Annotated in this window: 25 protein-coding genes; 12 read left to right on the top strand and 13 right to left on the bottom strand. The window is 72.2% G+C overall.

What is annotated here, in order from left to right:
* The first annotated feature begins 7 nt into the window (after positions 1-7).
* From JNO44_RS40975 to JNO44_RS40945, 7 genes are all read left to right on the top strand, one after another.
* Positions 8-2,341, top strand: a complete 2,334-nt coding sequence (locus JNO44_RS40975; protein WP_205369016.1) for an MMPL family transporter — start codon at positions 8-10, stop codon at positions 2,339-2,341.
* A complete protein-coding gene (locus JNO44_RS40970; RefSeq protein ID WP_205369015.1) occupies positions 2,338-2,916 on the top strand; it encodes an ester cyclase in 579 nt (192 codons plus the stop codon). The genes JNO44_RS40975 and JNO44_RS40970 overlap by 4 nt, the downstream gene beginning before the upstream one ends.
* The gene (locus JNO44_RS40965) at positions 2,913-3,878 is read left to right on the top strand and encodes a ThiF family adenylyltransferase (protein ID WP_205369014.1); all 966 of its coding nucleotides are present in this window, start codon (positions 2,913-2,915) and stop codon (positions 3,876-3,878) included. Before JNO44_RS40970 ends, JNO44_RS40965 begins: the two co-directional genes overlap by 4 nt.
* Positions 3,875-4,351 carry a hypothetical protein gene (locus JNO44_RS40960; protein WP_205369013.1) on the top strand — a complete coding sequence of 159 codons (477 nt, stop codon included), beginning with the start codon at positions 3,875-3,877 and terminating at the stop codon, positions 4,349-4,351. Before JNO44_RS40965 ends, JNO44_RS40960 begins: the two co-directional genes overlap by 4 nt.
* A 34-nt stretch (positions 4,352-4,385) precedes the next feature.
* Positions 4,386-5,600 carry an acyl-CoA dehydrogenase family protein gene (locus JNO44_RS40955; protein WP_205369012.1) on the top strand — a complete coding sequence of 405 codons (1,215 nt, stop codon included), beginning with the start codon at positions 4,386-4,388 and terminating at the stop codon, positions 5,598-5,600.
* A gap of 98 nt (positions 5,601-5,698) precedes the next feature.
* A complete protein-coding gene (locus JNO44_RS40950; RefSeq protein ID WP_167390895.1) occupies positions 5,699-5,848 on the top strand; it encodes a hypothetical protein in 150 nt (49 codons plus the stop codon).
* A gap of 14 nt (positions 5,849-5,862) precedes the next feature.
* Positions 5,863-6,177 (top strand): DUF4190 domain-containing protein, encoded by a 315-nt coding sequence (locus JNO44_RS40945; RefSeq protein WP_205369011.1) that lies wholly within the window; start codon positions 5,863-5,865, stop codon positions 6,175-6,177.
* A gap of 91 nt (positions 6,178-6,268) precedes the next feature.
* On the opposite strand, the gene JNO44_RS40940 is transcribed toward JNO44_RS40945, so the two are convergent.
* On the bottom strand, positions 6,269-6,871 hold the full coding sequence (locus JNO44_RS40940) for a hypothetical protein (RefSeq protein ID WP_205369010.1): 603 nt from the start codon (positions 6,869-6,871) through the stop codon (positions 6,269-6,271).
* Between the two features lie 253 nt (positions 6,872-7,124).
* Here JNO44_RS40940 and JNO44_RS40935 point away from each other — a divergent pair, with 253 nt between their 5' ends.
* The 5 genes from JNO44_RS40935 to JNO44_RS40915 all read left to right on the top strand — a co-directional run bounded on the left by JNO44_RS40935 (position 7,125) and on the right by JNO44_RS40915 (position 12,447).
* Positions 7,125-8,573 (top strand): AfsR/SARP family transcriptional regulator, encoded by a 1,449-nt coding sequence (locus JNO44_RS40935; protein WP_205369009.1) that lies wholly within the window; start codon positions 7,125-7,127, stop codon positions 8,571-8,573.
* A 203-nt stretch (positions 8,574-8,776) separates the two neighbouring features.
* Positions 8,777-11,110, top strand: a complete 2,334-nt coding sequence (locus JNO44_RS40930; protein ID WP_205369008.1) for a sensor histidine kinase — start codon at positions 8,777-8,779, stop codon at positions 11,108-11,110.
* The gene (locus JNO44_RS40925) at positions 11,107-11,508 is read left to right on the top strand and encodes a roadblock/LC7 domain-containing protein (RefSeq protein ID WP_205369007.1); all 402 of its coding nucleotides are present in this window, start codon (positions 11,107-11,109) and stop codon (positions 11,506-11,508) included. The genes JNO44_RS40930 and JNO44_RS40925 overlap by 4 nt, the downstream gene beginning before the upstream one ends.
* Complete coding sequence (locus tag JNO44_RS40920) at positions 11,505-11,870, top strand: DUF742 domain-containing protein (protein WP_205369006.1); 366 nt, start codon at positions 11,505-11,507, stop codon at positions 11,868-11,870. Before JNO44_RS40925 ends, JNO44_RS40920 begins: the two co-directional genes overlap by 4 nt.
* The gene (locus JNO44_RS40915) at positions 11,857-12,447 is read left to right on the top strand and encodes a GTP-binding protein (RefSeq protein ID WP_205369005.1); all 591 of its coding nucleotides are present in this window, start codon (positions 11,857-11,859) and stop codon (positions 12,445-12,447) included. The genes JNO44_RS40920 and JNO44_RS40915 overlap by 14 nt, the downstream gene beginning before the upstream one ends.
* Positions 12,448-12,491: 44 nt before the next feature.
* Here JNO44_RS40915 and ssuE read toward each other — a convergent pair whose 3' ends face one another.
* From ssuE to JNO44_RS40855, 12 genes are all read right to left on the bottom strand, one after another.
* Entirely contained in the window at positions 12,492-13,052 is a 561-nt protein-coding gene (ssuE, locus tag JNO44_RS40910) for an NADPH-dependent FMN reductase (RefSeq protein WP_205369004.1), read from the bottom strand.
* Between the two features lie 59 nt (positions 13,053-13,111).
* Positions 13,112-14,731: an FAD-binding oxidoreductase gene (locus tag JNO44_RS40905; RefSeq protein WP_205369003.1), complete on the bottom strand. Its 1,620-nt coding sequence runs from the start codon at positions 14,729-14,731 to the stop codon at positions 13,112-13,114.
* 55 nt (positions 14,732-14,786) lie between these two features.
* On the bottom strand, positions 14,787-15,674 hold the full coding sequence (locus JNO44_RS40900; protein WP_205369002.1) for an LLM class flavin-dependent oxidoreductase: 888 nt from the start codon (positions 15,672-15,674) through the stop codon (positions 14,787-14,789).
* Complete coding sequence (locus JNO44_RS40895; protein ID WP_205369001.1) at positions 15,671-17,092, bottom strand: aminotransferase class V-fold PLP-dependent enzyme; 1,422 nt, start codon at positions 17,090-17,092, stop codon at positions 15,671-15,673. Before JNO44_RS40895 ends, JNO44_RS40900 begins: the two co-directional genes overlap by 4 nt.
* Positions 17,093-17,130: 38 nt before the next feature.
* Positions 17,131-17,937, bottom strand: a complete 807-nt coding sequence (locus JNO44_RS40890; RefSeq protein WP_205369000.1) for an SDR family NAD(P)-dependent oxidoreductase — start codon at positions 17,935-17,937, stop codon at positions 17,131-17,133.
* A gap of 112 nt (positions 17,938-18,049) precedes the next feature.
* Positions 18,050-18,907, bottom strand: coding sequence for a sulfurtransferase (locus JNO44_RS40885; protein ID WP_205368999.1), 858 nt, complete (start codon positions 18,905-18,907; stop codon positions 18,050-18,052).
* Between the two features lie 87 nt (positions 18,908-18,994).
* Entirely contained in the window at positions 18,995-20,194 is a 1,200-nt protein-coding gene (locus JNO44_RS40880; RefSeq protein ID WP_205368998.1) for an MFS transporter, read from the bottom strand.
* A gap of 49 nt (positions 20,195-20,243) precedes the next feature.
* Entirely contained in the window at positions 20,244-20,765 is a 522-nt protein-coding gene (locus JNO44_RS40875; RefSeq protein WP_205368997.1) for a cupin domain-containing protein, read from the bottom strand.
* Between the two features lie 71 nt (positions 20,766-20,836).
* Entirely contained in the window at positions 20,837-22,111 is a 1,275-nt protein-coding gene (locus JNO44_RS40870; RefSeq protein WP_205368996.1) for a styrene monooxygenase/indole monooxygenase family protein, read from the bottom strand.
* A complete protein-coding gene (locus JNO44_RS40865) occupies positions 22,108-23,250 on the bottom strand; it encodes an LLM class flavin-dependent oxidoreductase (RefSeq protein WP_205368995.1) in 1,143 nt (380 codons plus the stop codon). The genes JNO44_RS40870 and JNO44_RS40865 overlap by 4 nt, the downstream gene beginning before the upstream one ends.
* On the bottom strand, positions 23,247-24,485 hold the full coding sequence (locus JNO44_RS40860; protein ID WP_205368994.1) for a styrene monooxygenase/indole monooxygenase family protein: 1,239 nt from the start codon (positions 24,483-24,485) through the stop codon (positions 23,247-23,249). Before JNO44_RS40860 ends, JNO44_RS40865 begins: the two co-directional genes overlap by 4 nt.
* Before the next feature lie 48 nt (positions 24,486-24,533).
* On the bottom strand, positions 24,534-25,340 hold the full coding sequence (locus JNO44_RS40855) for a TauD/TfdA dioxygenase family protein (RefSeq protein WP_205368993.1): 807 nt from the start codon (positions 25,338-25,340) through the stop codon (positions 24,534-24,536).

Below are 25,340 nucleotides of genomic sequence, written 5' to 3'. Positions count from 1 at the left end.
AAGCACGATGTCTGAGGGAAAGGGCGACCGGTTCGCCCGGGCAGGCGAGTTCCTGGCTCGCCGCCGATGGTGGGTGGTGATCCTGTGGCTGCTCGTCGCCGGCGCGCTCGGAGCGTTCGCGGGCAAGGCCCAAACCACCTTGCAGGGCGCGGGGTTCGACGTCGAGGGCAGTGAGTCCCAAGCCGTCGCGCAGCTCCTGGACCGCGAGTTCCACGACTCCACCGCGACCAGCGCCGTGGTCGTCTACACCTCCGACGGCCCGGTTACCGACCCCGCCTTCGCCAAGAAGGCGGCGGTGGTCGACGAACGGCTGCGCAAGGTGCCCGGCGTGGCCGAGGTCCGCGGCTTCGCCACCTCCGGCAATCCGGAGCTGGTGAGCCGGGACCGGCACACCGCCCTCTCGACGGTGGTGCTGTCCGGCGGACAGAGCGCGGCGCAGAACGCGATCCCGGCCTTGCGGGAGCGGACCGCGGACGCGGGCATCGACGTCAAGATCACCGGGTTTCCCGCGGTGCAGTACGACACCTACCAGCTGAGCCAGGACGACCTGACGAAGACCGAGGCCATCACCTTCCCGGTCGTCGCCGTCTTCCTGCTCATCTTCTTCCGGACGGCGGTGTCCGCCCTCGTGCCGCTGCTGTTGGGCGGGATCGCGGTGGCCACCGCGACCGGGGTGCTCGGCCTGCTCGGCGCGCAGTTCCCGATCTCGGTGTTCGCGTTGAACATCGGCTCGCTGATCGGTCTCGGTCTCGCCATCGACTTCTGCCTGATCATGGTGCGCCGGGTGCGCGAGGAACGGGCCGCCGGTCGCACCGCGTCCCGGGCCGTGACCGCGATGCTGACGACGTCCGGGCGCTCGGTGCTGTTCAGCGGACTGACGCTGCTGCTGTCGATGGTCCTGGTCACGGTCGTCTTCCGCGACATGATGATCGTCCGGTCCATCACCTTCGGCGTCGCCCTGGTCTCCGCCGTCGGCCTGGCCGGCGCCATGACGCTGGTGCCCGCGCTGCTGTACCTCCTCGGGGACCGGATCGAGCGGCTGCGCGTGATGCCCGCTCCGAAGCCGAAGGCCCCGAACTCCGGTGTCTGGTACCGGCTCAGCATGTCGGTGACCCGTCGGCCGACCGGCTGGCTGCTGCTCTCCGTGCTGCTGTTGGGAGTGCTCTCCCTGCCGACCCTGCACATGGAATTCGTCGGCGCCAACACCGGCGCGCTGCCGTCGTCGACCGGCTCGGCGGTCGGCGCGCGGGAGGTCGAGTCCGCGTTCACCAAGAACGCGCTCACCCCCATCAAGATCACGATCCGGAGCCGGGACCGGAACGGCGCGTTCACGCCCGACTTCCTCATCGCGCTGCGCACGACCACCGACACCCTGGCGCGGGACCCGCGCACCGAACAGGTCGCCTCGCTCTCGACGATGCTGGGCAAGCTCCCGGACGGCGCGTTCGCGAAGCTGCGCAAGGACTCCTTCGACGGGGCGCCGGCGGCGCGGAGCGCGCCGGTCGCACGGCTGGTCAACCTGCACTCCCGCGCGGACACCGCGACGATCACCGTGGTGCCCAAGGCGGAGATGTACGACCGCGAACACCTCGACTACGTCACCGATCTGCGCGAGCACGTGCTGCCGGAGCTGACCGGCCTGCGCGGGTACGACGTCCAGGTCGGTGGTGACGCGGCCTCGTTCGTCGACTTCGAGACGTCGCTGTACGGGCGCTTCCCGATCGTCGCGGCGGTGATCACCCTGGCGATCCTGGCGCTGCTCCTGCTGTTCTTCCGCTCCCTGCTGCTGCCGCTCAAGGCCGTGGTGACCAGCGTGCTCCCGCTCGTGGCCGCCTACGGCGCGCTGGTCTGGGTGTTCCAGGACGGCCACGGCGAGGGTGTGCTCGGCTTCACCTCGCAGGGACGGCTGAGCGTGATCACCCCGATGATCGTGTTCACCATCCTGTTCGCCCTGTCCACCGACTACGAGGTGTTCCTGCTCTCCCGTGTGCGGGAGAACTTCGAGCGCACCGGCGATACGGAGCGGTCGGTCGCGCTGGGGCTCCAGCAGACCGCCGGCCTGATCACCGCCGCCGCGATGATCCTGATCGCCACGTTCGGCTCGCTGGCCGCCTCCTCGGTGGAGACGCTCAAGGAGATCGGCATCGGCCTCGCCATCGGCGTGCTGCTCGACGCCACGATCGTCCGACTGATCATCGTGCCCGCCACGATGCAACTGGCGCGCGGCGCCAACTGGTGGCTGCCGAAGTGGCTGCGCCCGATCCTGCCGCAGCTGTCGCACGAGGGCCCGTCCGCGCCCCGGCGCGTGGACACCCCGGAACCCATGGAGAGCACCGCATGACGATGACCGATACGCAGGACCACACCACGGAGGAGCGGGCGAACCTCGCCGCGGTCGCCGACGTGCTGCCGTACTGGAACGCGCACGACATCGAGGGCGTGCTCGGCTTCTACCAGCCGGACATCACCTGGAACAACATCGCGCTGGAGGCGACCTACCGCGGCAGGGCCGAGGTCGGCGGGTTCCTGGGCGAGCTGTTCACCGCGTTCCCCGACCTGACCTTCGCGGTCGGCGAGCGCCTCGCGCGGGGCGACCGGGTCGCCGAGAAGTGGACGATGCGCGGCACCCACCGCGCCGAGTACCTCGGCGTGCCCGCCACCGGCCGGATCGTGGAGATCAACGGAATGAGCATGGTCCGGATGCGGGCCGGCAAGTTCCTGGTCGACGACTTCTACTTCGATGCCTCCGGTGTGCTGCGCCAGTTGGGCCTGCTGCCGTCGCTCAAGGCGACGAACGGGACGGTCGGCCGGGCGGTCCTGAAGATCGCGGTGGCCGGTCGGCGGCTGGTCGGCGGCCTGGCCGCGGCACTGCCGGGGCGCGCCACCACCAAGCGCCGCGGGGACGGTGCGTCATGACCTCACCCTCGGTGTCGATCGGCCTGTCGGACGACGGCGACGAGCACGGCCGCGAACTCACCCACGACGCGTACTACGCCGAGCTGGTGACCCGCAACCGCGGACTGCTCTCCGCGCGGGACCAGGAGTCGCTGCGCCGGGCGACCGTCCTGGTGGCCGGCTGCGGCTCCATCGGCGGTGCCGTGATCGAGCCCCTGGTGCGACTGGGCGCGGAACGGTTCGTGCTCGCCGAGCCCGGCTCCTACGACCTGGCCAACCTCAACCGGCAGCGCGCGTGGTTCAGCGACGTCGGCCGCGGCAAGGCGCTGGTGCAGGCGGAACGGGCGCGCGACATCAACCGGTTCTGCACGGTCCGGGTGGTGCAGGACGGCATCACGGCCGACAACGTCGAGGAGCTGGTGCGCGCCGCGGACGTCATCGTCGACGCGATCGACGTGACCACCCCGGAGCCCATCAAGGAGAAGATCTCACTCCATGTGCACGCCGCCCGGCACCGGGTACCCGTGCTCTGCGGGTACGACGTGGCGGGCACCCAGGCGATGCTGGTGTACGACTACCGCAAGCCGCGGCGCGCACCGCTGGACGGGCGGATCAGGCCGGCCGACGTCGCGCGCACCGGACCGCTGGGGTTCCTGGCGAACGTGGTGCCGCGGGCCGCGATCCCGTTGGAGATCATCCCGGAGCTGCTGCGGCTGGTGCGCGGGCAGAACGACGGCTTTCCGCAACTCGTCTACACCGCCGACCTCTTCGGGGTGCTGGCCAGCCGCGCGGTCGTCGAGCTGCTGGCCGGCCGCCCGGTGCGCCGCCACACCGTCATCGACGTGCACCAGATGCTCCGGCCGCTCGGATCCCGGCTGCGGGTCGGCGCCGCGCGGGCGCTGAACCTGCTCCTGTTGCAGCGTCACATCGTGCAGGCGAAGGCCCACCGCCACGATCCGCCGGGCGCCGACGCCGGCCGGTGACCTCGCCGGCGGGTTCATCGGCGGGCGACCGCCGCACCACCACGACCCTCACCACCACACCGTCATCCCTGGGGGAGACCATGGCGTACTTCCGGACCAAGGAACAGGCCGCCGGCGTGTTCGCGCACCTCTTCACCATCCTGCTGTCCGACGAGCAGTTCACCGCGCGGATGCGCGAGGCCGGGTTGACCCTGCGCCTGGTGCAGTCCAAGCCCGACGTGGAGCTGTACGTCGACCCGGACGGCGTCACGGTCGACGCCGGCGTCGACAAGGCAGTGATCAACATCAAGATGTCGTGCGACACCGCGCACGCACTGTGGTCCGGACGCCTGCTGATGCCCGTCGCCCTGGCGACCGGCAAGGTCCGCATCCGCGGCAGCGTGGCCAAGGTGCTCGAATTCGTCCCGCTGCTCCAGCCCGCGTTCGACCGCTACCCGGAGATCGCCGCCCGGGCCGGCGTCGCCGCAGCGTGACTTCACTTTCCACACCCGAGGGGGACATGTCCTGATGACGACCGCTACCGATCACCTCGCATTCGGTTCGCTCACACCGGAGTTGACGGTGCTGCAGCAACAGGTCCGCGACTTCGCCGACGAGGTCGTGCGGCCGCGGGTCTCCCGCAACGACCAGGCACCCGCCGACGACTTCGACTGGGAACTGGTGCGCCGGGGCCACGAACTGGGGCTGTTCCGACTCGTGATCCCCAAGGAGTACGGCGGGCTCGGCCACGGCGTGCTCGGCGTCGCCGTGGCCCTGGAGGAGCTCGCCGCGGTCTGCGCGGGCACCGCGCTGATCTTCGGGGCGACGCTGCTCGGCCAGGCCCCCGTCCTGCTGTCCGGCGACCCGCGCCTGCAGAGCCGGTACCTGCCGCTGTTCAACGCGGCGGACCCGGTGCTCGCCTGCAACGCGGTGACCGAGGACCTGGCCGGCTGCGACCTGCTGATCCCGGAGAACGCGGTGCACGCCGCCGACGTGCTCAGCGCGCGCAAGGTCGGCGACGGCTACGTCCTCAACGGGCGCAAGCGCTTCATCACCAACGGCAAGGTCGCGCACTTCGCCAGCGTGTACGGCAACCTGGTGGGCAGTCCCGGCGCCACCGGCCTGACCTGCTTCATGGTCCCGCTCGACGCCGAGGGCGTCACCCGCGGCCCGGTCGCGGACAAGATGGGCTACCGGGCCTGCCTGGGCACCGAGCTCGTGTTCACCGACGTGGTGGTGCCCGCCGATCAGGTCGTCGGCGGCGAGGGCAACGGCATGGTCGTCAACATCCAGCAGATGAACATGGCCCGGGCCACGGTCGCCGCGATCTCGACCGGCATCGCCCGCGGGGCGTTCGAGCGCGCGAAGGAGTTCGCGGGGGACCGGGTCCAGGGCGGGGTGCCGCTGTACCGGCACCAGTTCAGCGCCCGCAAGCTCGCCGAGATGTCGGCCAAGATCGACGCGGCCCGGATGCTCTATCTGCGGGCGGCCCACCTGGCGGACACCGAACTGCCGGCTCCGGCGTACGAGCCGGCCGCGGCGAAGCTCTTCGCCGACCGCATCGCGATCGAGGTCGCCGAGGAGGCGATGTCGCTCATGGGGGCGCGCGGCTACCTGCGCGAGTACGGGATCGAGAAGTTCGTCCGGGAGTCGTTCGGCGCCCGGATCTACGAGGGCACGCCCGAGGTCCTCGCGCTCGCCGTCACCGAGGCCCTCTACGCGGAGGAGGACGACGACTTCTGAGCGCGCCCCGGCGCGCCGCGGGCGCCGCCTCCTGGCCACACGGCGGCGACCGTCGAGGACCGACCGAACCGACCGAACCGACCGAGGAGGGGCCGGAGATGGTTTCAGTTATCGCTGCGTACGTGGTGCTCGGAATCCTGCTGGGCGCCGTGGCCCATTTACCGGTGTCCGCCAGCGTGACCGCCGGCGTCGGGATCGGTGCCTGGCTGCTGGTGTTCCTGGTGCGCGAGCGCCTCAACGACCGCTGAGGGAGGTGTGCGGGATGACGATGACCGCACCTGGAAGGAAGAACGCGGACAGCGGGACGGAGGCGAGGAGCGCGGCCGTCGGGGGCACCCGTGGCCGGGGGCGGGACGCCGACGGCATGGCGGTGGCGGCCTTCGTCCTCGGCCTGGTGGGACTCCTGGTGGGGAACGTGCTGCTCGGACCCAGTGCCCTCGTGCTGGGCCTGCTCGCCCTGGGGGGCGGTACGGCCCGGCGGGCCCGGGCCTGGTCCGGTATCGCCCTCGGCGTCGCCGACCTCGTCGTCCTCGCCGTCCTGGTCTCCGTGGACGGCACGGTGTCGTGGAGTCTCTAGGGTCTGCCCGCGCAGTCCCGTCCGCCGGGCGGTGTCCGGCACACACTCTCGCCGCACCGGACACCGCCCGACCCGGCAGCGCCGCCCGCCGTCACGCCCCCGGGATGGTGGCGCGGAACTTCTTCGTCAGGTCGGCGCCGCGGATGACGCCGCCCTGGTGGTACTTCAGCCCCCAGGCGTCGATCACCGAGCCGTCGGCGAACATGCAGGCGGAGGTCGCCTTCGAGGGGTCGGTCTCGTTCTTGGGACCCCAACCGCCGCCGTCCGTGGGCCGGTTGCCGAACATGGCGGTGCCGTTGATGCCCTGGCAGTAGGCGATGGAGGGATTGCCGGGGCTGCTCGGGCCGCTGGGCTTGCGGACGTAGGCGAGCGCGGCCAGGGTCGGCTTGTCCGCGGCCAGGGTGTCCGCACCGATCATGATCTTGCTGCCGTCACCGGCGGTGAAGAGGCACATCTCGCGCTCACCGCCCAGCGGGGTGATCTTGTTGCCGGTGCTGGTGTAGTAGGGCACGCGGGTCTCCGCCGTGCCGCCCTGCTGCGCGCACCAGGCCGCGGCGGCCGACAGGTGGTGCCGTGCGGGCGCGGTGGCGGGGCCGCCGCGCGGCGTGCCGGCCGCGTTGGCCGCGTTGGCCGCCACGGCCGTACCGGACAACAGGACGAGAACGGACGCCGCAAGGGCGTAGGAACGCTTCACGCTTCCTCCTCGGGACGGGGTCGGTGGGGGAGACGTCGCCGGCCGGGCGCTGTGCACGGGCCCATCCTCAGCACCCCCCGTCGCATCGTCAACGCACGTCACCCGGCCACCGGGCGGACCCGGCGACATTGACGCGTTCCCACGGGTGCACCCCGGGCGACGTGCCCCGACCAGGGACCAGATCCGGCCAGTAACGCGGGTGTAACTCTCGTATCTGCCCCAGGAGTTCACTGCGGGTTAGAGTGTCCGGCTCATGAATCCCCCACTGCTGCGCATTGGCCTGCTCGGCGGGTTCCGGCTGGCGCGCGAGGGCGGCGCGCCGCTGGTGGCGCGCTGGTCCCGGCCCGGCGCCCGGACCCTGGTCAAGCTGCTCGCCCTCGCCCCGGATCACGCGCTGCACCGCGAGCAGATCATGGCGGTGTGCTGGCCGCACGCCGAACTCCGCGCCGCACTGGGCAGTCTGCGGGTGGCGCTGCACACCGCCCGGCACGCGCTGGAACCCGAACTGCCGCCGCGCGGCACCTCGGCGTATCTGGCCGCCGACGGCGATCTGCTGCGACTGGTACCCGACACGGTACGCGTGGACGTCGACGAGGCCGAGACCCTCGCCCGACGGGCCCTCGACGGGGGTGGACGTCCCGAACTCGCCCGCGCACTGGAGGAGTTGTGCGGGGAGCTGCTGCCCGAGGACCGTCACGCCCCCTGGGCCGAACCGGCCCGGGAGCGCCTGGCGCGCCGCCGCGCCGATCTGCGGCGCGCCCTGGCCGACCACCGCGGACCGCACGGCGGCGCGGCGCGGCCGGAGGCGGACGCGGCACGGGTACGGCTGGACTGGGCGCTGCACCTGGACCGTTCGGGGCGGTACGCGGAGGCCCTCACCGTGGCGCGCGAGGCCCTGCACGGGTACGAACGCCAGGGGTTGCGCGACGCCTGCGCCCTGGCCGCCGCCCGGCTGGCGGAGGTGCTCGGCCGCGGTCGCAGCGACGCGGCGCTGGCGGTGCTGGACGCCCATCCGCCCGGCCCCGACACCCCCGACGACATCCGGGCCGCGCACCACATGGCGCGTTCGGCGGTGCTCTCCTACTGCGGACGGTACGGGGAGGGCCTGGCGGCCGCGCGAGCGGCGGAGCGCTGCGCCGGGGCCGCGCGGGGGGCCGACCATCCGGTGCTGTTGGCCCGTGCGCTGGCCCAGCAGACCGTCTGCCTGGGCCTGTCCGGCCTCGCCGGCGAGGCGGCCGGCCCGGCAACGGCGGCGCTGGCGCCGGCCGAGGCGTCCGGTGACCGGGCGCTGCTGGCCACCGTGCTGTCCGTGCTGCGGGAGACCGAGCGCCGTGCGGGACGGCACGGTGCGGCGTTGGTGTACGGGCGCCGCGCGCTGGCCCTGGCCGAACAGGCCGGCCGCCCCACGGCGACCGCCTTCGAACGGGCCAACCTGGCGGAACTGCATCTGCTGCGCGGTGAACGGGCGGACGCCCAGCGCCTGGCGCTGGCCTCGGTCGAACTGGCGGAGCCGTTCGGCGGCACGGCGCTGGCGTTCGCCCTGACGGCGCTGGCCCGCGTCCGGGGCGGCGCGGCGCCGCAGGATGCCCGGCGGCTGCTGGAGCGGGCCGGACGCTGTGCGGCGGACGGCGGGCACCTCCAGGCCATCGAGGAGGTGCGGCTGGCCCGGGCCGAGATGGTGGCGGAGGCGGCGCGGCGGTGAAGGGACGCTCGGAGCCTGGCACACGCGCCGGTCCATAGTGCCCGTCGCCCGCCGAGGCAACTTCTCCCCTTCGCCTGATGGCTGGTTATGATCGGCACCCCCACGGCCTGCCGATGCCGGACCGGCGCCTTCCCCCTACCCGGGCGGAATCGCCGAACCGTATTGGTCTTCTGTACCCATCTCATCTCCGCCCACGAGGACTGATGACTGCGATAGATCCCGACGGCCCACGGCCCGACGGCCAGAGAAAGACCGCGAGAAATCGGCGACGGGGTGTGCTGCGGCTGCGCACCCTGCTGATCTGGCTGGCCGTGGTGCCCACCGTGGCCATGGGCGCCCAAGTCTCCCTCACCGCGGACCGGTTGCTTGAGCAGTCGGCGAACCTGCGCGAGGACGTGGCGGACGGCGAGCGGATCGGTGCCCCCCTGTACGGGCTCATGTCCGCGTTGCAGGCCGAGCGCAGCACGACGGCCGCGCGCTGGGCCGGGGCGCCGGTCTCGCACGCCGACCTGAGCGCTCGGCGCGCGGCCACGGACCAGGCGGTGGCCGCGTTCCGGCGGGCGGCCGACTCCGCGGACCCGGAGGAGGGCGACCGGATCGACCGGCATGTCCGCGATGCGCAGAAGCAGTTGGAACAGCTCGGCGCCTACCGCGAGCGCACGGACGTCCGCAGCGGCGGCGCGGACCGGACCACCGCCTACTACAGCGGGGTGATCGAGCGGCTGATCAGCATCTTCGGCCAGTTCAGCGACCTGGACGACGCGGCGCTCAGCCAGCAGAGCCGGCCGGTGCTCGCCCTGATCGAGGCGAAGGATCTCCTCGCGCGCGAGGACGCCGTCCTGGCGTCCGCCGGCCCGTCCGGGAAGCTGAGCGGGGCGAAGTTCGGCGAGCTCACCAACGCCGTGGGCGCCCACCGGTACCTCTACGACGCGTCGATCGTTCCGAATCTGCCCGAAAACGGACAGCGGTCCCTCGCGCGGATCGAGTCCTCGGACGTCTGGAAGACCAAGGTCCGCATCGAGGACGCGGCCCTCTCCGACCACCAGATCGTTTCGGGCGGCGTCGTGCTGCCCCAGGTGGTGCACGGCTGGCCGGCCATGTACGAACAGCTCGTCCCGCAGCTGACCGCGGTCAGCGCCGGCCAGCTGCGCGCGGTGCTCGCGAGCGCCGAAGCCACCGCCGACGACCTGGAGATGGACCTGTGGTGGATGGTCGGCGGCAGCGCCGCCGCCCTGCTGCTCGTGGTGGCCGTCGCGGTGTTCGCCACGCGCACCGTGCTGCGCCGCCTGGCCTTGCTGCACGAACGCACCGTCACCGTCGCCGAGGAGACCCTGCCGGAGATCGTGGACCGGTTGCAGCGCGGTCAGGGCATCGACCCCGACGCGCTGCCGACGGAGAGCAACGAGCAGGACGAGGTCGGCCGGATCAGTGACGCGTTCGCCCGCTCCGTCGCGGTGTCCGTCGACGGGCACCGGCAGCTCGCCGACGAACGCCGCGGCTTCGGCATGTTCGCAGCCGGTATCGCCTCCCGCACCGGAAACCTGGTCAGCCGCCAACTGGGCCTGACCGAGGAGCTCCAGGACACCTTCGGCCACGACGAGGCGCTGCTCGCCGAGCTGATGAAGTCCGACCAGCTGACCGTGGGCATGCGCCGGCAGATCGAGAACCTGCTCATCCTGGCGGACGGCGAGATCCCCGACCCGCACGTCGAGCCCATGCGCGTCGCGGACCTGCTGCGCGAGGCCGCCGCGGAGGTCGAGGAGTTCCGGCGGATCGAGCGGATCGCCCTCGACGAGGTCAGCGTCGAGCCGCGGGTGATCAGCGCGATCAGCCACCTCCTCGCCGAGCTGCTGGACAACGCGACCCGGTTCTCCCCGCCCGCATCGAAGGTCGCCATCCGGGCCGAACTCGTCACGGACGGGCTGTCGGTGGAGATCGAGGACCGCGGTCCGCGGGTGGCCGCCGAGCGCTACGAGGAGATGAACGGCCGGCTGCACGCCGCGCCGCCCTACTCCGTCCTGGCCGAGAACGCCCACCGGCTCGGCCTCTTCGTGGTCGGGCACCTCGCCGACCAGCTCCAGGCCCGGGTCACCCTGCGCCGCTCGACGTTCGGAGGGACCTCCGCCATCGTGATCATTCCCGCCGAGCACCTGGTCCGCAGCGAGCCGGCGAGCACGCCGGGTGCGGCGGCGCCCCGCACCCCCGCGCCGGAGCGCCGGGACGCGCGCAAGCCCGAACTCACCCTGCACCCGCGCCCCTCCGCCCCCGCCCTCGCCGCCACCGTGGCCGGGCTGCCACGCCGGCAGCCGAGCCAGGCGCCGGCGGCGGTACGCACCCCGCCCGCCGACGGCGCCGCCCCGCCGCCCCTGCCGGAGCGCAGACCGCAGACGCACATCGCCCAGCAGCTCCGCGAACGCCGCACCTCGGAACCGGTCAGCCAGGACACCGCGACACCCGAAGAGGTCGCCGACGCCTGGGCGGACTACGAGCAGGGCACCGAGACAGTGGAAATCGAGCTCCGACGGGACAAGTCATGACGACGAACGACGTGATCTACAGCATCCTCGACAACAATCTGAGCCGGATCGCCGGCATCGAGGGCGCCGTGCTGCTCTCCAACGACGGCATCATGCTCAGCGCGTACCAACTGGAACGGGACCAGGCGGAACGGATAGCCGCGGCGTCCTCCGGCATCGCGGCCACCATGAAGGCGATCTCCCGGGAGGTCGACGGCGGCCGGGTCATCCGCCAACTGGTGGAGATGAACGAGCGCTACCTGTGCATCGTCGGGTGCGGCGAGGGCAGCACGCTCATCGTCGTGACCTCGCGCAAGGCCCGCCTCGGGGAGCTCGGCGGCGAAGTGGTCCGGGCCTCGCAGGCGCTCGGCGAGTGGCTCGGCACCCCCGAGCGGGTTCCGGCACCCAAGCCGTCATGACCGCCGGACAACAGCCCGGCAGGGGGCGGCGGGCGCGGCTGTACGCCCTCACCGACGGGCGGACGACCGCACCCGGCGCCGCCCTGACCATGGACACCCTGATCACCGCCAGGGTCGCGCCCGATGCCGACGGCAGCCTGCCCACCGAGTGGCAGGCCATCCTCGGCATGTGCCAACCACCGAACGGGCGCGCCGTCGCCGAGATCGCTGCGCGGATGCACATGCGGCTGACCCCGATGGTGCTCCTGCTCAGCGAGTTGGTGGAGCGCGGCCTGATCCAGCACCGGCCGCCCCTGCAAGCGAACGAAACCTCCAACGTCCACCTGCTCATGAAAATCAGGGACAACCTTGCCCGGATATGACACCAGCGCCCAGGAAGAGTCCCCCGTCAAGATCCTGATCGCGGGTGGGTTCGGGGTCGGGAAGACGACCTTGGTTGAGGCGGTCTCCGAGATCGAGCCGCTCCGCACCGAGGAGCGGCTGACCGCCGCGGGGATCGGCGTCGACGACCTCGACGGCATCGAGTTCAAGACCGCCACCACCGTCGCCATGGACTTCGGCCGGATCACCCTGTCCGATGCCGGCGTGGTCCTCTATCTGTTCGGCACCCCGGGCCAGGAGCGCTTCTGGTTCATGTGGGACGACCTGTTGGCGGGGGCGCTCGGCGCGATCGTCCTGGTGGACACCCGACGGCTGGACCGCAGCTTCCCGGCCATCGACTTCTTCGAGAGCCGTGGGCTTCCGTTCGTCATCGGCGCCAACTGCTTCGACGGCGAACAGCCGTACACCGCCGAGCAGATCAGGACGGCCCTGCACCTGGGCGACCCGGACACCCCCGTCCTGATGCTCGACGCCCGCTCCCGCGAGGACGTCCGCGGCGCCCTGCTGTCGCTGCTGGACCTGCTCATCGCCGGGGCGGCACCCGCCGCCTCGGCCTGACCCGGCCGGCTCGCCCCGCGACGGCGACGCGGGGGCGAGCCGCCTCAACTCCCGGTCAAGGCGGAGACCGTGACGCCGTCGGTGAGGGCCACGAGGAACTCGTCGAGGGCCCGGTCCAGGCGGGGCGCGGTGTCCGGGTGGATCCGCAGGGCACCGTCGGGGCCCGGCTCGATCGTCCGGTCCAGGACGAAGGCGCCGCGGACGACCTGCCGGGCGCCCAGCGCGCACAGCACCGGGCGCAGCGCGTAGTCGATCGCCAGGGCGTGTGCGGAGCTGCCGCCGGTCATGAGCGGCAGCACCGCCTTCCCGGCCAGGCCGGTGCGGGGCAGCAGGTCGAGGAACGCCTTGAGCAGGCCGCTGTAGGCGGCGTTGTACACGGGGGTGGCCACGACGATCCCGGACGCGGCCTCGACCGCGTCCAGGGACCGCCGCAGCGCCGGGTGCTCGGTCCGGCCGGCCAGCAGCTCCGCCGCCGGCAGGTCCCGGACCCTGAGGTGGGTCGTCGGCAGGCCGACCAGCGACAGGCGCCGCACGAGGTGGCCGGCCAGCAGCGCCGTGCGCGAATCCGCGGACGGGCTCCCGGACACGGCGAGCAGGGACGTCATCTGAAGGCTCCTTGGCGGGAGTTGGGCTTGCGGAACGGCTCGGTGTCCGGCCGACGCGGTCAGGCGTCGGGCAGGGTGACGGACTGGGCGTGCCGGAAGACGTTCCGCGGGTCCCACCGCTTCTTGACCTGCTGCAGGCGGGGGTAGTTCTCCTTGTAGTACAGGTCGTGCCAGGGCACCGAGGACGTGTTGAAACGCGGATCGCCGAGGTCGATGTCGGGATAGTTGACGTAGCACCCGTCGGTCACGTCGCCCGGGACCGGGACGCCGCCGGTGTCCGCGTACACCTCGCGGTAGCAGTCCCGGGCCCAGCCGATGTACCGGTCGTCGTCGGCGGGGTCGTTCCAGAACGCCTGCCAGAGCATCTTGAAGGCGGCGCCCCGGTGCGGGGCCGCCGTGGCGGCCGGGTCGACGGCGTTGATCCGACCGCCGTACGAGGTCAGCAGCACATTGAGGTTCGGGTTGCTCAGGTCGTCGCGGGTGAGGTGCCGGTAGAGCGCCTCCAGGTGACTGTCGGGGAAGGCCGCCCGCATGTAGGACGACTTGTACTCGGCCCGCAGGGTGGGGTCGTTGAGCACGCTGTTGGTGGTGCCGAGCATCCGGACGGCGTGCAGCCACGGCAGCCGGCGGGCCTGCGCGAACCGCGGGAGGGCGGGGAGTTCGCCCATCGCCGCGGTCATCGCGCCCGGCGCGACGCCGACGCCGTCGCCCAACTGCTTGAGGTAGTCGGACAGGATCTGCTCGGCGTCCGGGACCGAGGCGTCGACGAGGGCCACCATGCCGATCTGCCCGGCTGAGCGGTGGTTGAGCACCAGCTGGCTGATCAGGGCGCGCTGCGGGCTGTCGGGCGAGGAGTTCGCCACGTGCCACTCCGCGTAGTTCTGCGTCAGCCGGTGGAAGTCCGCCCGGCCGAGCTCCGACCACGGCCAACTCACCGCGTTCACCAGCAGTTCGGCGGGCGGCCTCGGGAGCAGCCCGCGCGGGTCCCGGCCGCTCGCCCCCGGGGAGCGGAACCAGTAGCGGGTGACGACGCCGAAGTTGCCGCCTCCGCCGCCGGTGTGGGCCCACCACAGATCCCGGTGCGGATCGTCCTCCTCCCGGGTGGCCACGACCGCGCGGGCGCGCCCCGCGGCGTCCACCACCACGACCTCCACCGCGTAGAGGTGATCGACGACCAGCCCGTGGGTCCGGCACAGCGGCCCCCAGGCACCCCCGCTGACATGGCCGCCCATGGCGACCGAATAGCAGAAGCCGGTGGGCGCGACGACGCCCCAGCGCGGGTAAGTGGTCTGGTACGCCTGGAGGTTGGTGGCTCCCGACTCGATCGCGATGGCGTTCAGACGCGGGTCGTAGGAGATGTTCCGCATACCGGACATGTCGAGGATGATCTGCACGTCCGGGTGGTAGACGAAAGCCTCGTAGCAGTGCCCGCTGGACCGCACGCTCAGCCGCTTGCCCCGGCGCACGGCCTCCTGCACGACGCCGACCACCTGCTCGGTGGAGGTGGCCAACCGGATCGCCTCCGGAGCGGCGGTGTACCGCTGGTTGAGCCCGCTCACGAGATCCGCGTACTGCCGGTCCGCCCCCGTCACCGCGATCGCCGCCGCGGGCCGGTGCCGGCCCTCGGGCTGGGTGCCGGGCGCCTGCCCGCCGGGTGTTCCGGTCACTTCTGCTGTCATTGCTGTCACCTTCGTAGACGCGAGTTGCTGGGCGTCCGCCCCCGTTACGTTCACTTCAGTCGCCGCGCAGCGGCGGAATCACCTCGCGGGCGACGCGCGCGAATTCCTCGGCGTGCCGCTCGCCGGGCCAGTCGAGGACGAATTCCGTCACACCGGCCGTGCCGAAGCGCTCGAAGATCTCCTCGTAGCCGTGGCGCCCGGCTCTCGGGTCCCACGGGCCGAAGATCGTGTACGCCCGCCGGATCTCCGACGGGTCCCGTCCGGCCGCCGACGCCAGCCGGTCGATCCGCGCGTTCTGCTCCGTCGTGATGCGGAGCACCTCCTCGGCCGTCGCGCCGGGCGGGCCGTGGGTGTTCCAGGCGTCCGCGAGTTCGGCGGCGACCCGCACCAGGGTCGGCGACTGGCCGCCGACGATGAGCGGCAGGCGCGGGGACTGCAACGACCCCGGCACCGTCACCACGTCCCGGGCCCACAGGTGGGTACCGGGGTGGCTGAACACCCCGCCGCGCAGCACGCCGTCCACGATGGCCAGATAGTCGGCGAACCGCCGCACCCGCTCGCCGGGCGGCCACGGAACCCCACCGACGCTGTGGTGGTCCCAGGCGAAGAGGCCGGCGCCGACGCCCAGTTCGAACCGACCGCCCGACATGTGGTCCAGCGCGATCGCCTGCTTGGCCAGCTGCGCCGGCGGGCGCAGGATCTGGTTCGCGACGAGCGTGCCGATCCTGATCCGCCGGGTGCTCAGCGCGGCCATGGCGAGGACGGTCCAGCTGTCGAACCAGGTATGGCGCGGGTCCCGGAGGTCGGCGCTGTGATCCGGCAGGAAGACCTGGTCGAACCCCAGCTCCTCCAGCCATCCCAGGCGTTCGGCCAGCACCGGGAAGGGCTGGTCGGGATAGAGCATGACGCCGAATTTCCTGCGCGGTTCCCTGGTGGAGTTCATGGTGTGACGCCTTCCTGTTCCCGTCGGACGCCCTCCGGGATATCCCGGTGCGCCAGGAAATCCGGCAGCGGTCGGGGGTCGGGCACCGGACACCACCCGTCCGGCGTGTTCCGGTAGGTCCAGCGCGGGCCGTCTGCCACCAGCTCGGCCAGGGCCGACAGCAGGCGGTCGACGTGATCCGCGGTGGTCCCCAGGCCGATGCTGGCCCGCAGCGCCCGACCCGGCTCGTGCGGGTGGGCGCGGCACAGCAGCGCGCGGACGGCCTGGTGGGCGCAGAAGGCCCCGTCCCGCACACCGATGCCGTGCTCCGCGGAGAGCGCCGTCGCGACCAGGCGCTGGTCGACCGGCTCACCGCCGCAGCGCGCGACGCCGAACGACACGACGCCGACCGCCGGCGACCCCGCGTCCCACATCCCGAGCCGGCACACGCCCGGAATCCGCGCCAGCCCGTCCCGCAACCTGGCCGCCAGGGCCCGCTCGTGCGCGGTGATCGCGTCCCAGCCGGCCGCCGACAGCGCCTCGCAGGCGACGGCCATCGCATGGGCGCCGACCACGTTCGGGGAGCCGGCCTCGTGCCGGTGGGGCAGCCCCGACCAGACCACCGTCTCGTGCCCGCCGTCCGCGGTGACCCGCGCGCTCGCCCCGCCACCGGCCAGGTAGGGATCCGCCTCGGCCAGCCAGTCGGCCGCGCCCACCAACGCGCCCGCACCGAACGGCGCGTACATCTTGTGCCCGGACAGCGCCACCCAGTCGACTCCCCACCCGGCGAGGTCCACCGGCCCGTGCGCGGCCAACTGGGCGGCGTCCAGCACCGTACGGGCGCCGTGCGCCGCCGCCACCTCGGCCAGCGCGGCCACCGGCCACAGCTCCCCGGTGACGTTGGACGCCCCGGTGAGCACCACCAGCCTCGGTCCCGGCGGCGCGTCCGCCAGCGCCCCGGCCAGCAGCTCGACCGCCTGCCCGGGACCGGCGGGCACCCCCAGTCGGCACACCCGGGAACCGCGCCAGGCCAGCAGCGCCGCATGGTGATCGGCGGCGAACCGGAACACCGTGGTGTGCGGCGGCACCGCCCGCCCCAGGAGGTTCAGCGCGTCGGTGGTGTTGCGGGTGAACACCACCGTGGCGTCCGGCGCGGCGCCCACGAAGCGTCGCACCGCGTCCCTGGCCCGCTCGTAGGTCCGGGTGCTCACCTGGGACGCGAACCCGGCACCGCGGTGCACGCTGGAGTACCACGGAAGCAGTCGTTCCACCCCCTGGCGCACCTCGACCATGCAGGGGGTGCTCGCCGCGTGGTCGAGATTGACGTACGGCACCCGTCGGCCGGTCACCAGCGGCACCGTCAGACCGGAGCCGACGATCCGCGGAACGCGGCCGGGGCGGTGGTGGAGCCCGATGGACGCGGGGTGTTCGGTCAGCATGTCCCGCCCTCTCCTCCGTCAGTGGCCGGGCGCCCGGGTCACTGGGCGGTCCATCCGCCGTCCATGACCAGTACGGAGCCGGTGAAGAAGCCCGCCTCGTCGCCGGCCAGATAGGCCACGGCGGAGGCCGCCTCCTGCGGGCTGGCGATCCGGCCGAGCGGGTGCAGCCCGACGAACATCTGCTCCATCTCCGCGTTCCCGCCCACGCCCTCCCGGTACATGGGGGTGTCCACGGTGGCCAGCGCGAGGGCGTTGACGCGGATGTTCTGCGCGGCGTACTCCAGCGCGGCGGCCTTGGTGAGGCCGACCACCCCGTGCTTGCCGGCGACGTAGGAACTGATGCCGAGACCGAAGCCCACCATGCCCAGCTGGGAGGCGTTGTTGACGATCGTCCCGCCGCCGCGCCGCTCCATGGCCCGGATCTCGTGCCGCATGCACAGGAAGACGCTGGTCAGCACCGTACCGACGTCGGCGGCCCAGACCTCCGGCCGCTGCTCGGCGACCCGGCCCATGGTGCCCATCGCCCCGGCGTTATTGAAGGCGATGTCCAGCCCGCCGTAGTGGTCCTCCGCGGCCCGCACCGCGGCGGCCACCTCCTCGTCGACGGACACGTCGGTCCGTACGACCGTCGCGGTGCCGCCGGCGTCGGATATCTCCCCGGCGACCCGGTCGAGTTCCTTCTGTCGCCGGGCCGCCAGTACCACGCTCGCGCCCTGGGCGGCGAGCGTCTTGGCCGCGGCCTCGCCGATCCCGGAGCTGGCCCCGGTCACCAGGGCGACCTTGCCCCGCAGCCGGCCGTCGGCCTCCGTCGTCCCGGTGGACGGCGTCCTGTTGTTTCCGTTCATCGACGTGGTGGGCCGTGCGCACGGGCCGGCCCTTCTCCTTCCCGCTAGGTGTGCAATGCCTGTTGGCGGATGTGGATGTGGATGTGGATGTGGATGTGGGGCGGGAGCGGGGTCAGCCTTCGGGACCGCGCGCGACCGGCACCCCGATCAGCGAGCCGTACTCGGCCCAGGAGCCGTCGTAGTTCCTGACGTCCGGCCAGCCCAGCAACTCCCGCAGCACGAACCACGAGTGCGCCGAGCGGGCCCCGACCCAGCAGTAGGTGATGCTGCCGAGGGCCGGGTCCAGACCGGAGTAGAGCTGCGCGAGCTCCTCCTGGGAACGGAAGGTGTCGTCGTCCGCGACGACCGCCTCCCACGGGAGGTTGACCGCGCCGGGCACGTGCCCGGACCGCTGTGCCACCTCGTGGGGATCGTGACCGGGGGCGAACGCCGCACCGGCGAATCCCGGGGCGAACGTGCGACCGGAGTACTCCTCCGGTGCCCGGACGTCGATGATGTTCCTGGCCCCGATGCCGGCGAGCACGTCGTCGCGCAGCGCACGGACCGACGCGTCCTGCTCCCGGGCCCGGTACTCCGAGCCCGGGCGGTCCGGTACCCGCGTCGTCAGGGGGCGGCCGTCCGACTCCCACTTGCGCCGTCCGCCGTCCAGCAGCTTCACGGACCGGTGCCCGTAGAGGGTGAAGTACCAGTAGGCGAGCGTGGCGAGCAGATTGGAGTTCGAGGAGAGGACGACGACGGTGTCCTCGTCGCGGATGCCCTTCCGGCGCATCAGCCGCTCGAACGCCGCCCGGTCCACGACGCCCAGCCGCACCTCGTCCTGGAACTCGCTCCAGTTGATCCAGACGGTCCCCGGCGGGTGTCCCTTGCGGTACTCGGTGTCCTCGTTGCCGGTCTCGACGAAGACCACCTCGTCGGAGCCGAGGTGCGCTTCGGCCCATTCCCCCGTGGCCAGGGCGGCCTCACGAGCCATTGCTTCCTCCCGTTGTGACGGTGTGCGGTGGATCCGGCAGGGCCCGGTCGGACCGGTGGGAGCGCGCCCGGGCCCCGCCGGCGGGGCTCAGGCCGACGACGCTCCGGCCCCGGCCGCCTCCTCCTGCGCGCCGGGCCGGGCGGCCGTACGGTCCCTCAACCACGCGTAGCAGCTGAGGAGGATGCCCAGGACGGTGACGGCGGCGCTGGTCAGGTAGACGGACTTCAGCCCCAGTCCGCTGTCGATGACCCGGCCGCCGAGCCAGCCGGCGAGCGCGGCGGCGAGCTGGTACGCGGAGGCGTTCACCGCGATGGCCAGGGTCGGGGCGGCGCTGGCGGTGTTCAGGACCCGCGTCTGCATCCCCGGGATGACCGAGAACCCCATCGCGCCGATCAGGAACACCATGACCGCCGTCAGCACGATGTTGCCGCTGACCGCCCACATGGCCACCAGACCGAGCGCGAGCAGCCCCAACAGGCCGACCTGCGAGGGCATCAACGCCCGGTCGGACAGCCAGCCGCCGACGAAGTTGCCGACCGCTGCGCCCACGCCGTAGAGGAGCAGCAGGACGGGGACGGTGCCCGCCGCGAAGCCGGTGAGGTCGGTGAGCAGCGGTGCGAAGTAGGTGAACACGATCAGCAGCCCCATGTTGGCGACCGCCGTGATGACGATGGCGAGTTGCAGACTGGGGTTGCCGAACACCCGCAGCTCGGCGACGGCGGACGTGCCGGGCGTGGAGCTGCCGACGTCCGGTACGAACCGCAGCACGAGCAGCAGGCCCAGCAGGCAGACCGCCGAGATCGCGTAGAAGGTGGCCCGCCAGCCGAAGTTGTTGCCGATGAAGGTGCCGAGCGGCGCCCCCAGCATCATCGACAGGTTCATCCCGAAGACGAGCTTGGAGACGGTGGACGCCTGCTTGCCCTCGGGCGCCGTCGAGGCCGCGATGACGATCGCGTTGGCGAAGAACGTGGCGGTCACCAGCGCGGTCACGATCCGTGCCACGAACAGCACGGGGTAGACCGGGGCCAGGCCCGATGCGAGGTTCCCGACGACCACGATCACGAGCAGGGCCACGATCAGCGGCTTGCGGGCGAACCGTGCGGTCAGCGCGGTCATCACCGGGCCGCCGACGATCATTCCGATGGCATACGCCGTGACCAGCAGGCCGGCGGCGGGGATGGACACTACGAGGTCGTGCGCGATGTCCGGCAGGATGCCGGCGATGACGAACTCACCGGTCGTGATGCCGAACACGCACAGCATCAGGGTCATGAGCTTCAACGACATGGCGTCTCTTCTGTCGGGTCTGTCAGGTCTGTCGGGGGGCGGTGCCGCCCTAGGGGGTCAGCGGCGGGCCCGCGTAGCCGTACCCGTACTGGGAGCCGAGGGCGATGATGTGGTCGAGGTCGGGGCCGCCCACGTCCTTGGTGGGCAGCGTGAGCGCCTTCGCGTGCGGTATCTCGGCGTCCAGGAACAGGTCGAACTGCGGTCTGCGGTCGGGCTGCGGCGTCGAGTGGATGGTCAGGAAGCGGGCGTTGGGCGACGTCGTCACGAAGCCGTGCGGAATCGTCCGCGGGACGATCATCGTCGAGCCCGCCTCGGCGATCTGCTCCTCGCCGTCGCAGACCATGCGCAGGGTGCCGTCCAGGACGACGAAGATCTCGTCCTCGAAGTCGTGGACGTGCACCGGCGTGGTGTAGCCGCGGTTGCCCGTGTGCTGGACGACGGTGAAGGAGTTCCGGGTCGCCGCGCCGGGAACCCGGATCTGCGCCAGCCCGCCGAGCAGCCAGACCGCGGTCTGCTCGGACTCCGGGATGAGCCGCCCCTTCTCGTCGTACGTCATGTCCGGGAGTGACATCGCTCTCCTTGTCGCGATTCGGGATCGGGATCGGGATCGGGATCGGTACCGGGACCGAGGCCGGGGCGGGGTCAGCCCTGCCGTGGACCGGTGGGGTGCGGTCCGACGGGGCTCGGCTCCGCCGGCGTCCCGCTCCGGCAGGCGGCCACGAAGGACGCCACGCCCTCCTCGCTGGAGAGCGTGCGCCACATGGCGACCGGGTCGTGGAACCCGCTGACGAACGCGTCGGCCACCCGCCGGTCCGCCGCGGCCTGCGCGAACAGCGCCGCCACGTGCGGCGCGGGCGCGTCGAGGAAGGCGTTGCTCCACTCGACGACGTGCCGCGCGTGCTCCCAGAGCGCGGCGGAGGCGGACCGGCAGAACTCCTCGTCGTAGGGCCCCCGAGCCGTCGAGATGAGCTCCGCCAGCGCGAAGGCGGAGTGCGATCCGAGGTTGGCGCCCTGCGCGGTGAGCGGATCGTTGGTGATCCAGGCGTCGCCGATCGCCAGCGCGCAGCGCCCGTCGGCCAGTCGCGCCCAGCCGCGGCGGACCACCGGCGTGATCCCGCCCTGGGCGACCTCCCCCGGCGAGATGAGCGCGAAGTCCCCGGTGTCGATGCGCTCGCGGAGCGACGGGGCGTACGTCGCGACGAGGTCCAGCACGGCGCGGTGGAAGGCCCCCGGGTCGGCGTCGGCGTCCAGATGGCTGACCGACTCCAGTGGACCGCCGGGCACCGCTTCGAAGGCGAGCACGTCCGCCCGCCCGGCCGGGGAGAAGAAGGGCAGCCGCAGGATCTCCCCGATCCCCGGCAGGAAGTGGATGTCGAGCGAGTGCGGCACCGCCTCGTCGATGCCGAAGTACAGCCCGCTGCACAGGATGCGCTGCGGGGTGGTGTGCGGTGAGCGCTCCGGCACCGGCGGGAACAGCTCGCGCAACGAGCGGCTGCCGTTCGCCACCACCGTCAGATCGTGCCGCCGCGCGATGTCCTCGACCGCGGGCTCGCCCACGTCGAGCGTGCCGCCGCGCGCGACGAACTCGCCCAGCAGATGCGGCAGGTACAGCCGGAAGTCCACCACGCTGGACGGCGGAGCGAGCCGGGCCGGGAACGCGAGCGTGGGCCCGTCGGTGTGCACGGTGAGCGACCATTGATGCACCTGCGCGTCCGGGAAGTCCCAGGCGGACACCCCCAGCTGGCGCTCGCGCTCCTGGGTGGGGGCGAACCGCGCCGGGAAGTTGCGCGGTCGACCGGACTTGAGCTGGTCGATGTCCTGCGTCGAGTAGACCGTCGCCGCAATGTCCAACTGCTGTAGCCGTAAAGCGAGTTGTACGCCGGATATGCCGGATCCGATGATGCCGACGCTCGTCATGCGACCCCTCCCTCGGAGGTGGACGCCGACCGCAGCCGCTCGGCGAGCCAACCGATGGACTCGATGGTGAACCCGGCGGCCTCGGGGGAGGCCATCGCCGAGGCCGGAATGAGCATGGGGTGCCGCATGCCGGCGTCGAGCAGTTCCCCGATCCGCTTCAGCACGGTCTCCCGGCTCCCCACGACGACCTGTTCGGCCACCAGCTCGTCGGGGACCGCCGCCATCGCGCGGTCCACCTCGGCACGGGTCAGCCGATGCGGCAGGAGCTCCACCAGCCCCCGGTAGTCCTCCCCGAAGGGGTGTGCGAACCCGTGCGCCCGCCAGGACTCCGCGCCCGCGTGCAGGGCGAGGAAGCGGAGCGGCTTGGCGCGCAACAGGGCGTGGGCCGCCGCATCGGTCTCGGCCACCACGATGGGCACCCCGCCGGCGGCTACGACGCCGTCGGGGTCGCGGCCGGCCGCCACGGCCGCCGCGCGCACCACGCCCAGCCGCCGGGCGTACTCGTCGGGCGTCATCAGCTCCGACGGGAGCCACCCGTCGGCGTAGCGGCCGGCCAGGCGCAGCATCCGGTCGCGGTTGCCGCCCAGCCAGATGCGCGGGGTGCGGCCCTCGGGCGCGGGCAGGCCCATGAGCGCCTGGTCCAGGGTGAAGAACTCGCCCCGGAAGTCGTGCGGCCCCTCGCCGTCGAAGAACATCCGGAGGATCTGCAGCGCCTCCTCGACCCGGCTCACCTTGCGGTCGTGCGGTACGCCGTAGGGCCGGAGGTTCTCCTCGGCGCCCGCGCCGATGCCGAGGACCGGTGCCCGCTCGGTGAGGTGGGCGAGGGTGAGGGCGGTCTGGGCCAGCACGGCGGGGTGCCGGCGGTTGGGGTCGGTGACCCCGATCGCGAGCCGGACGGGCCCCGCCTGCGGCGCGAAGTTGCCCAGCACCGTGGCGAAGTCCAGACACCGGTCGGGGGTCGGCATCGCCGCCGCCAGGTAGCTGAAATCGGTGTCCCACGCCTGCCGGGGAAAGACGTTGATCAGGTGGTCGAACACCAGGAAGGTGTCCAGCCCGGCGGTGCGCGCGGTCTCCAGAAGGCCGCGACCGCCGGCGATGTCCCCCACGGCGTCCCAGACCAGGCCGACGTCGACGCTCATACCCCGCTCCTCACTGCCTGGGCCTGCGCAATGAACTCCTCAGTCTGGCCAGCGGAGTTGACGGTCCGCCACATCTCTTCCGGCCGGTCGAGATTGGCCACGAAGGCGTCCGCCACCCGCTGATCTCCCGCCGCCGCGGCCAGCAGCCTCGCCACCTGTGGCGGCGGCTCGCCGATGAAGAGGTTCGTCCACTCCACGACGGGCCGGGCGGTGGTCCACATCCGTCCCGAGACCGTGCGGCAGAACTCCTCGTCGTACGGGCCCCGGTGGGTCGCGAGCTCTTCCGCGAGCTGGAAGGCCAGCGCGGAGCCGAGGTTGGCGCCCTGCGCCGTCAACGGGTCGTTGGCGATCCAGGCGTCGCCGACCGCCAACGCGAAGGTGCCCCCGCCCACGTCGGACCAGCCGTGCCGGACGACCGGCACGACGGCGCCGTGCAGCATGTCGACGGGGCGGGTGAGGGCGAACTCCCGTGCGTCGATCCGCTCCCGGAGCAGCGGCGCATGACGGGTGATCAGGTCCAGTACGTCCCGGCCGAACCGTGCGGGATCTTCTCGGTAGTCGGTCTCGGTGACCGGGCCGAGCGGGCCGCCCGGCACCGCCTCGACCAGGACGACGGTCACCTGCCCCGCGAACGAGTGGTAGGCCGGGGCGTGGATCTCGCCGGCACCCGGGACCATGTGCATGGTCATCCCCGGCGGGTCGGCGGGCAGGACTCCGTGGAAGAGCCCGCCCGCCAGGTGACGCGGTGCGGTGCGGTACGGCGAGCGGGCCGGGTCGCGCCCGAAGGTGTCGGTGAGCGCCCCCCGGCCGGCGGCGACGACCAGGAGGTCGTGCCGCCCGGCCAGCCCGGCCAGCTCCGGCCCGTCCGCGACGGAGCGGACCGTCACGTCACCGCCCCGATCGGCATATGCCTCCAACAGCGCGGCGAGATACATCCGGAAATCGACGGAACTCGCCGGCTGCGGAAGCCGGCCCCGGAATCCGAATCCGCCGGGGCCTTCGACGCTCATGTGCATCCACGCGTTGTCGTAGGCGCTGGACGACCATCGGGTGATACCGAGGGCCTCTTCCTGCCTCCTGGTGGAATCGAAACGGGTGACGAAGTTCAGCGGTGGCCCGCTGCGCAGGCCGTCCGGCTCCTTGGCCGTGTACAGCGTGGTGTCGAGACCGAGCTGCTGCAGCCGAAGTGCCAGGTGCAGTCCGGAGATTCCGGCACCCACAATGCCAATGCTCATGCTTTCGCTCCACCTGTGCGGGGACGGGAAAAGGTCCTGCGGAGGGCTTCAGATGACCTCGACCCTCTGGAGATGCCGGTTCGTCGGGCCGGAGAACGCGTTGCGGCCGTGCACGAGCGCGTAGTTGTCCGCGATCACGATGTCTCCCGTCCGCCAGTCGTGGGCGTAGCAGTACTCGGGCCGGTGCAGCCGTTCCGCCATGCCGGCGAGGAACTCCTCGGCCGCCGCCGCACCGAATCCGTCGACCTGGACATGCACCGGGTTCTTGTAGACCGCGGGGTCCAGGGGCTCGGCGAAGCGCAGCACCGGTACACCGGTCGCGGGATGCTGGGAGACGAGCCGCTCGGTGATCAGTCCGCCGTAATGCGCCAGCTTCTCGGTGGAATAGGTCAGGCTGATGCCCGCCCACTGCTCGCGGAGCGCGGCGTCCGCATCCCGATAGACCGCGGTGGTGTCGGAGAAGACGGTCTCCCCGCCGGCGCCCGGAGTGGCGTTCAGGCACTGGAAGAAGAAGTACCGCGGATTTGCCTCCACGAACGCGCCGTCCCAATGGAAAGGCACATCGCCGCTGGCGAAAAGGTAGTTCCTCGGGTTGTCCTCGACCACCAGGTCGATGACCTCGCCGGGCTCCCACTTCAGCACCTCGCCCCAGCGGCGACAGTACGTGGCGAATTCCTCCTTCGCCATGAGATCGAACCCGCGCAGCACCAGCACCCGCGATTCCTCGGTCCACCTGGCGAGCACCTCGGCCGGGACATCCGTGATCCGCGCCCCGCCAGCGGCCTCCACAATGCGGCCGAAGGGCCGCAGCGGCGTGTGCGTGAACGCGCCGTGCGGTGTCGTCGAAGTCGCCAT

Source organism: Streptomyces noursei (genome assembly GCF_016917755.1).
Classification (GTDB): domain Bacteria; phylum Actinomycetota; class Actinomycetes; order Streptomycetales; family Streptomycetaceae; genus Streptomyces; species Streptomyces yunnanensis.
Note: the sequence above shows the minus strand (reverse complement) of the source record. Positions and strands in the feature narration are given on the sequence as shown.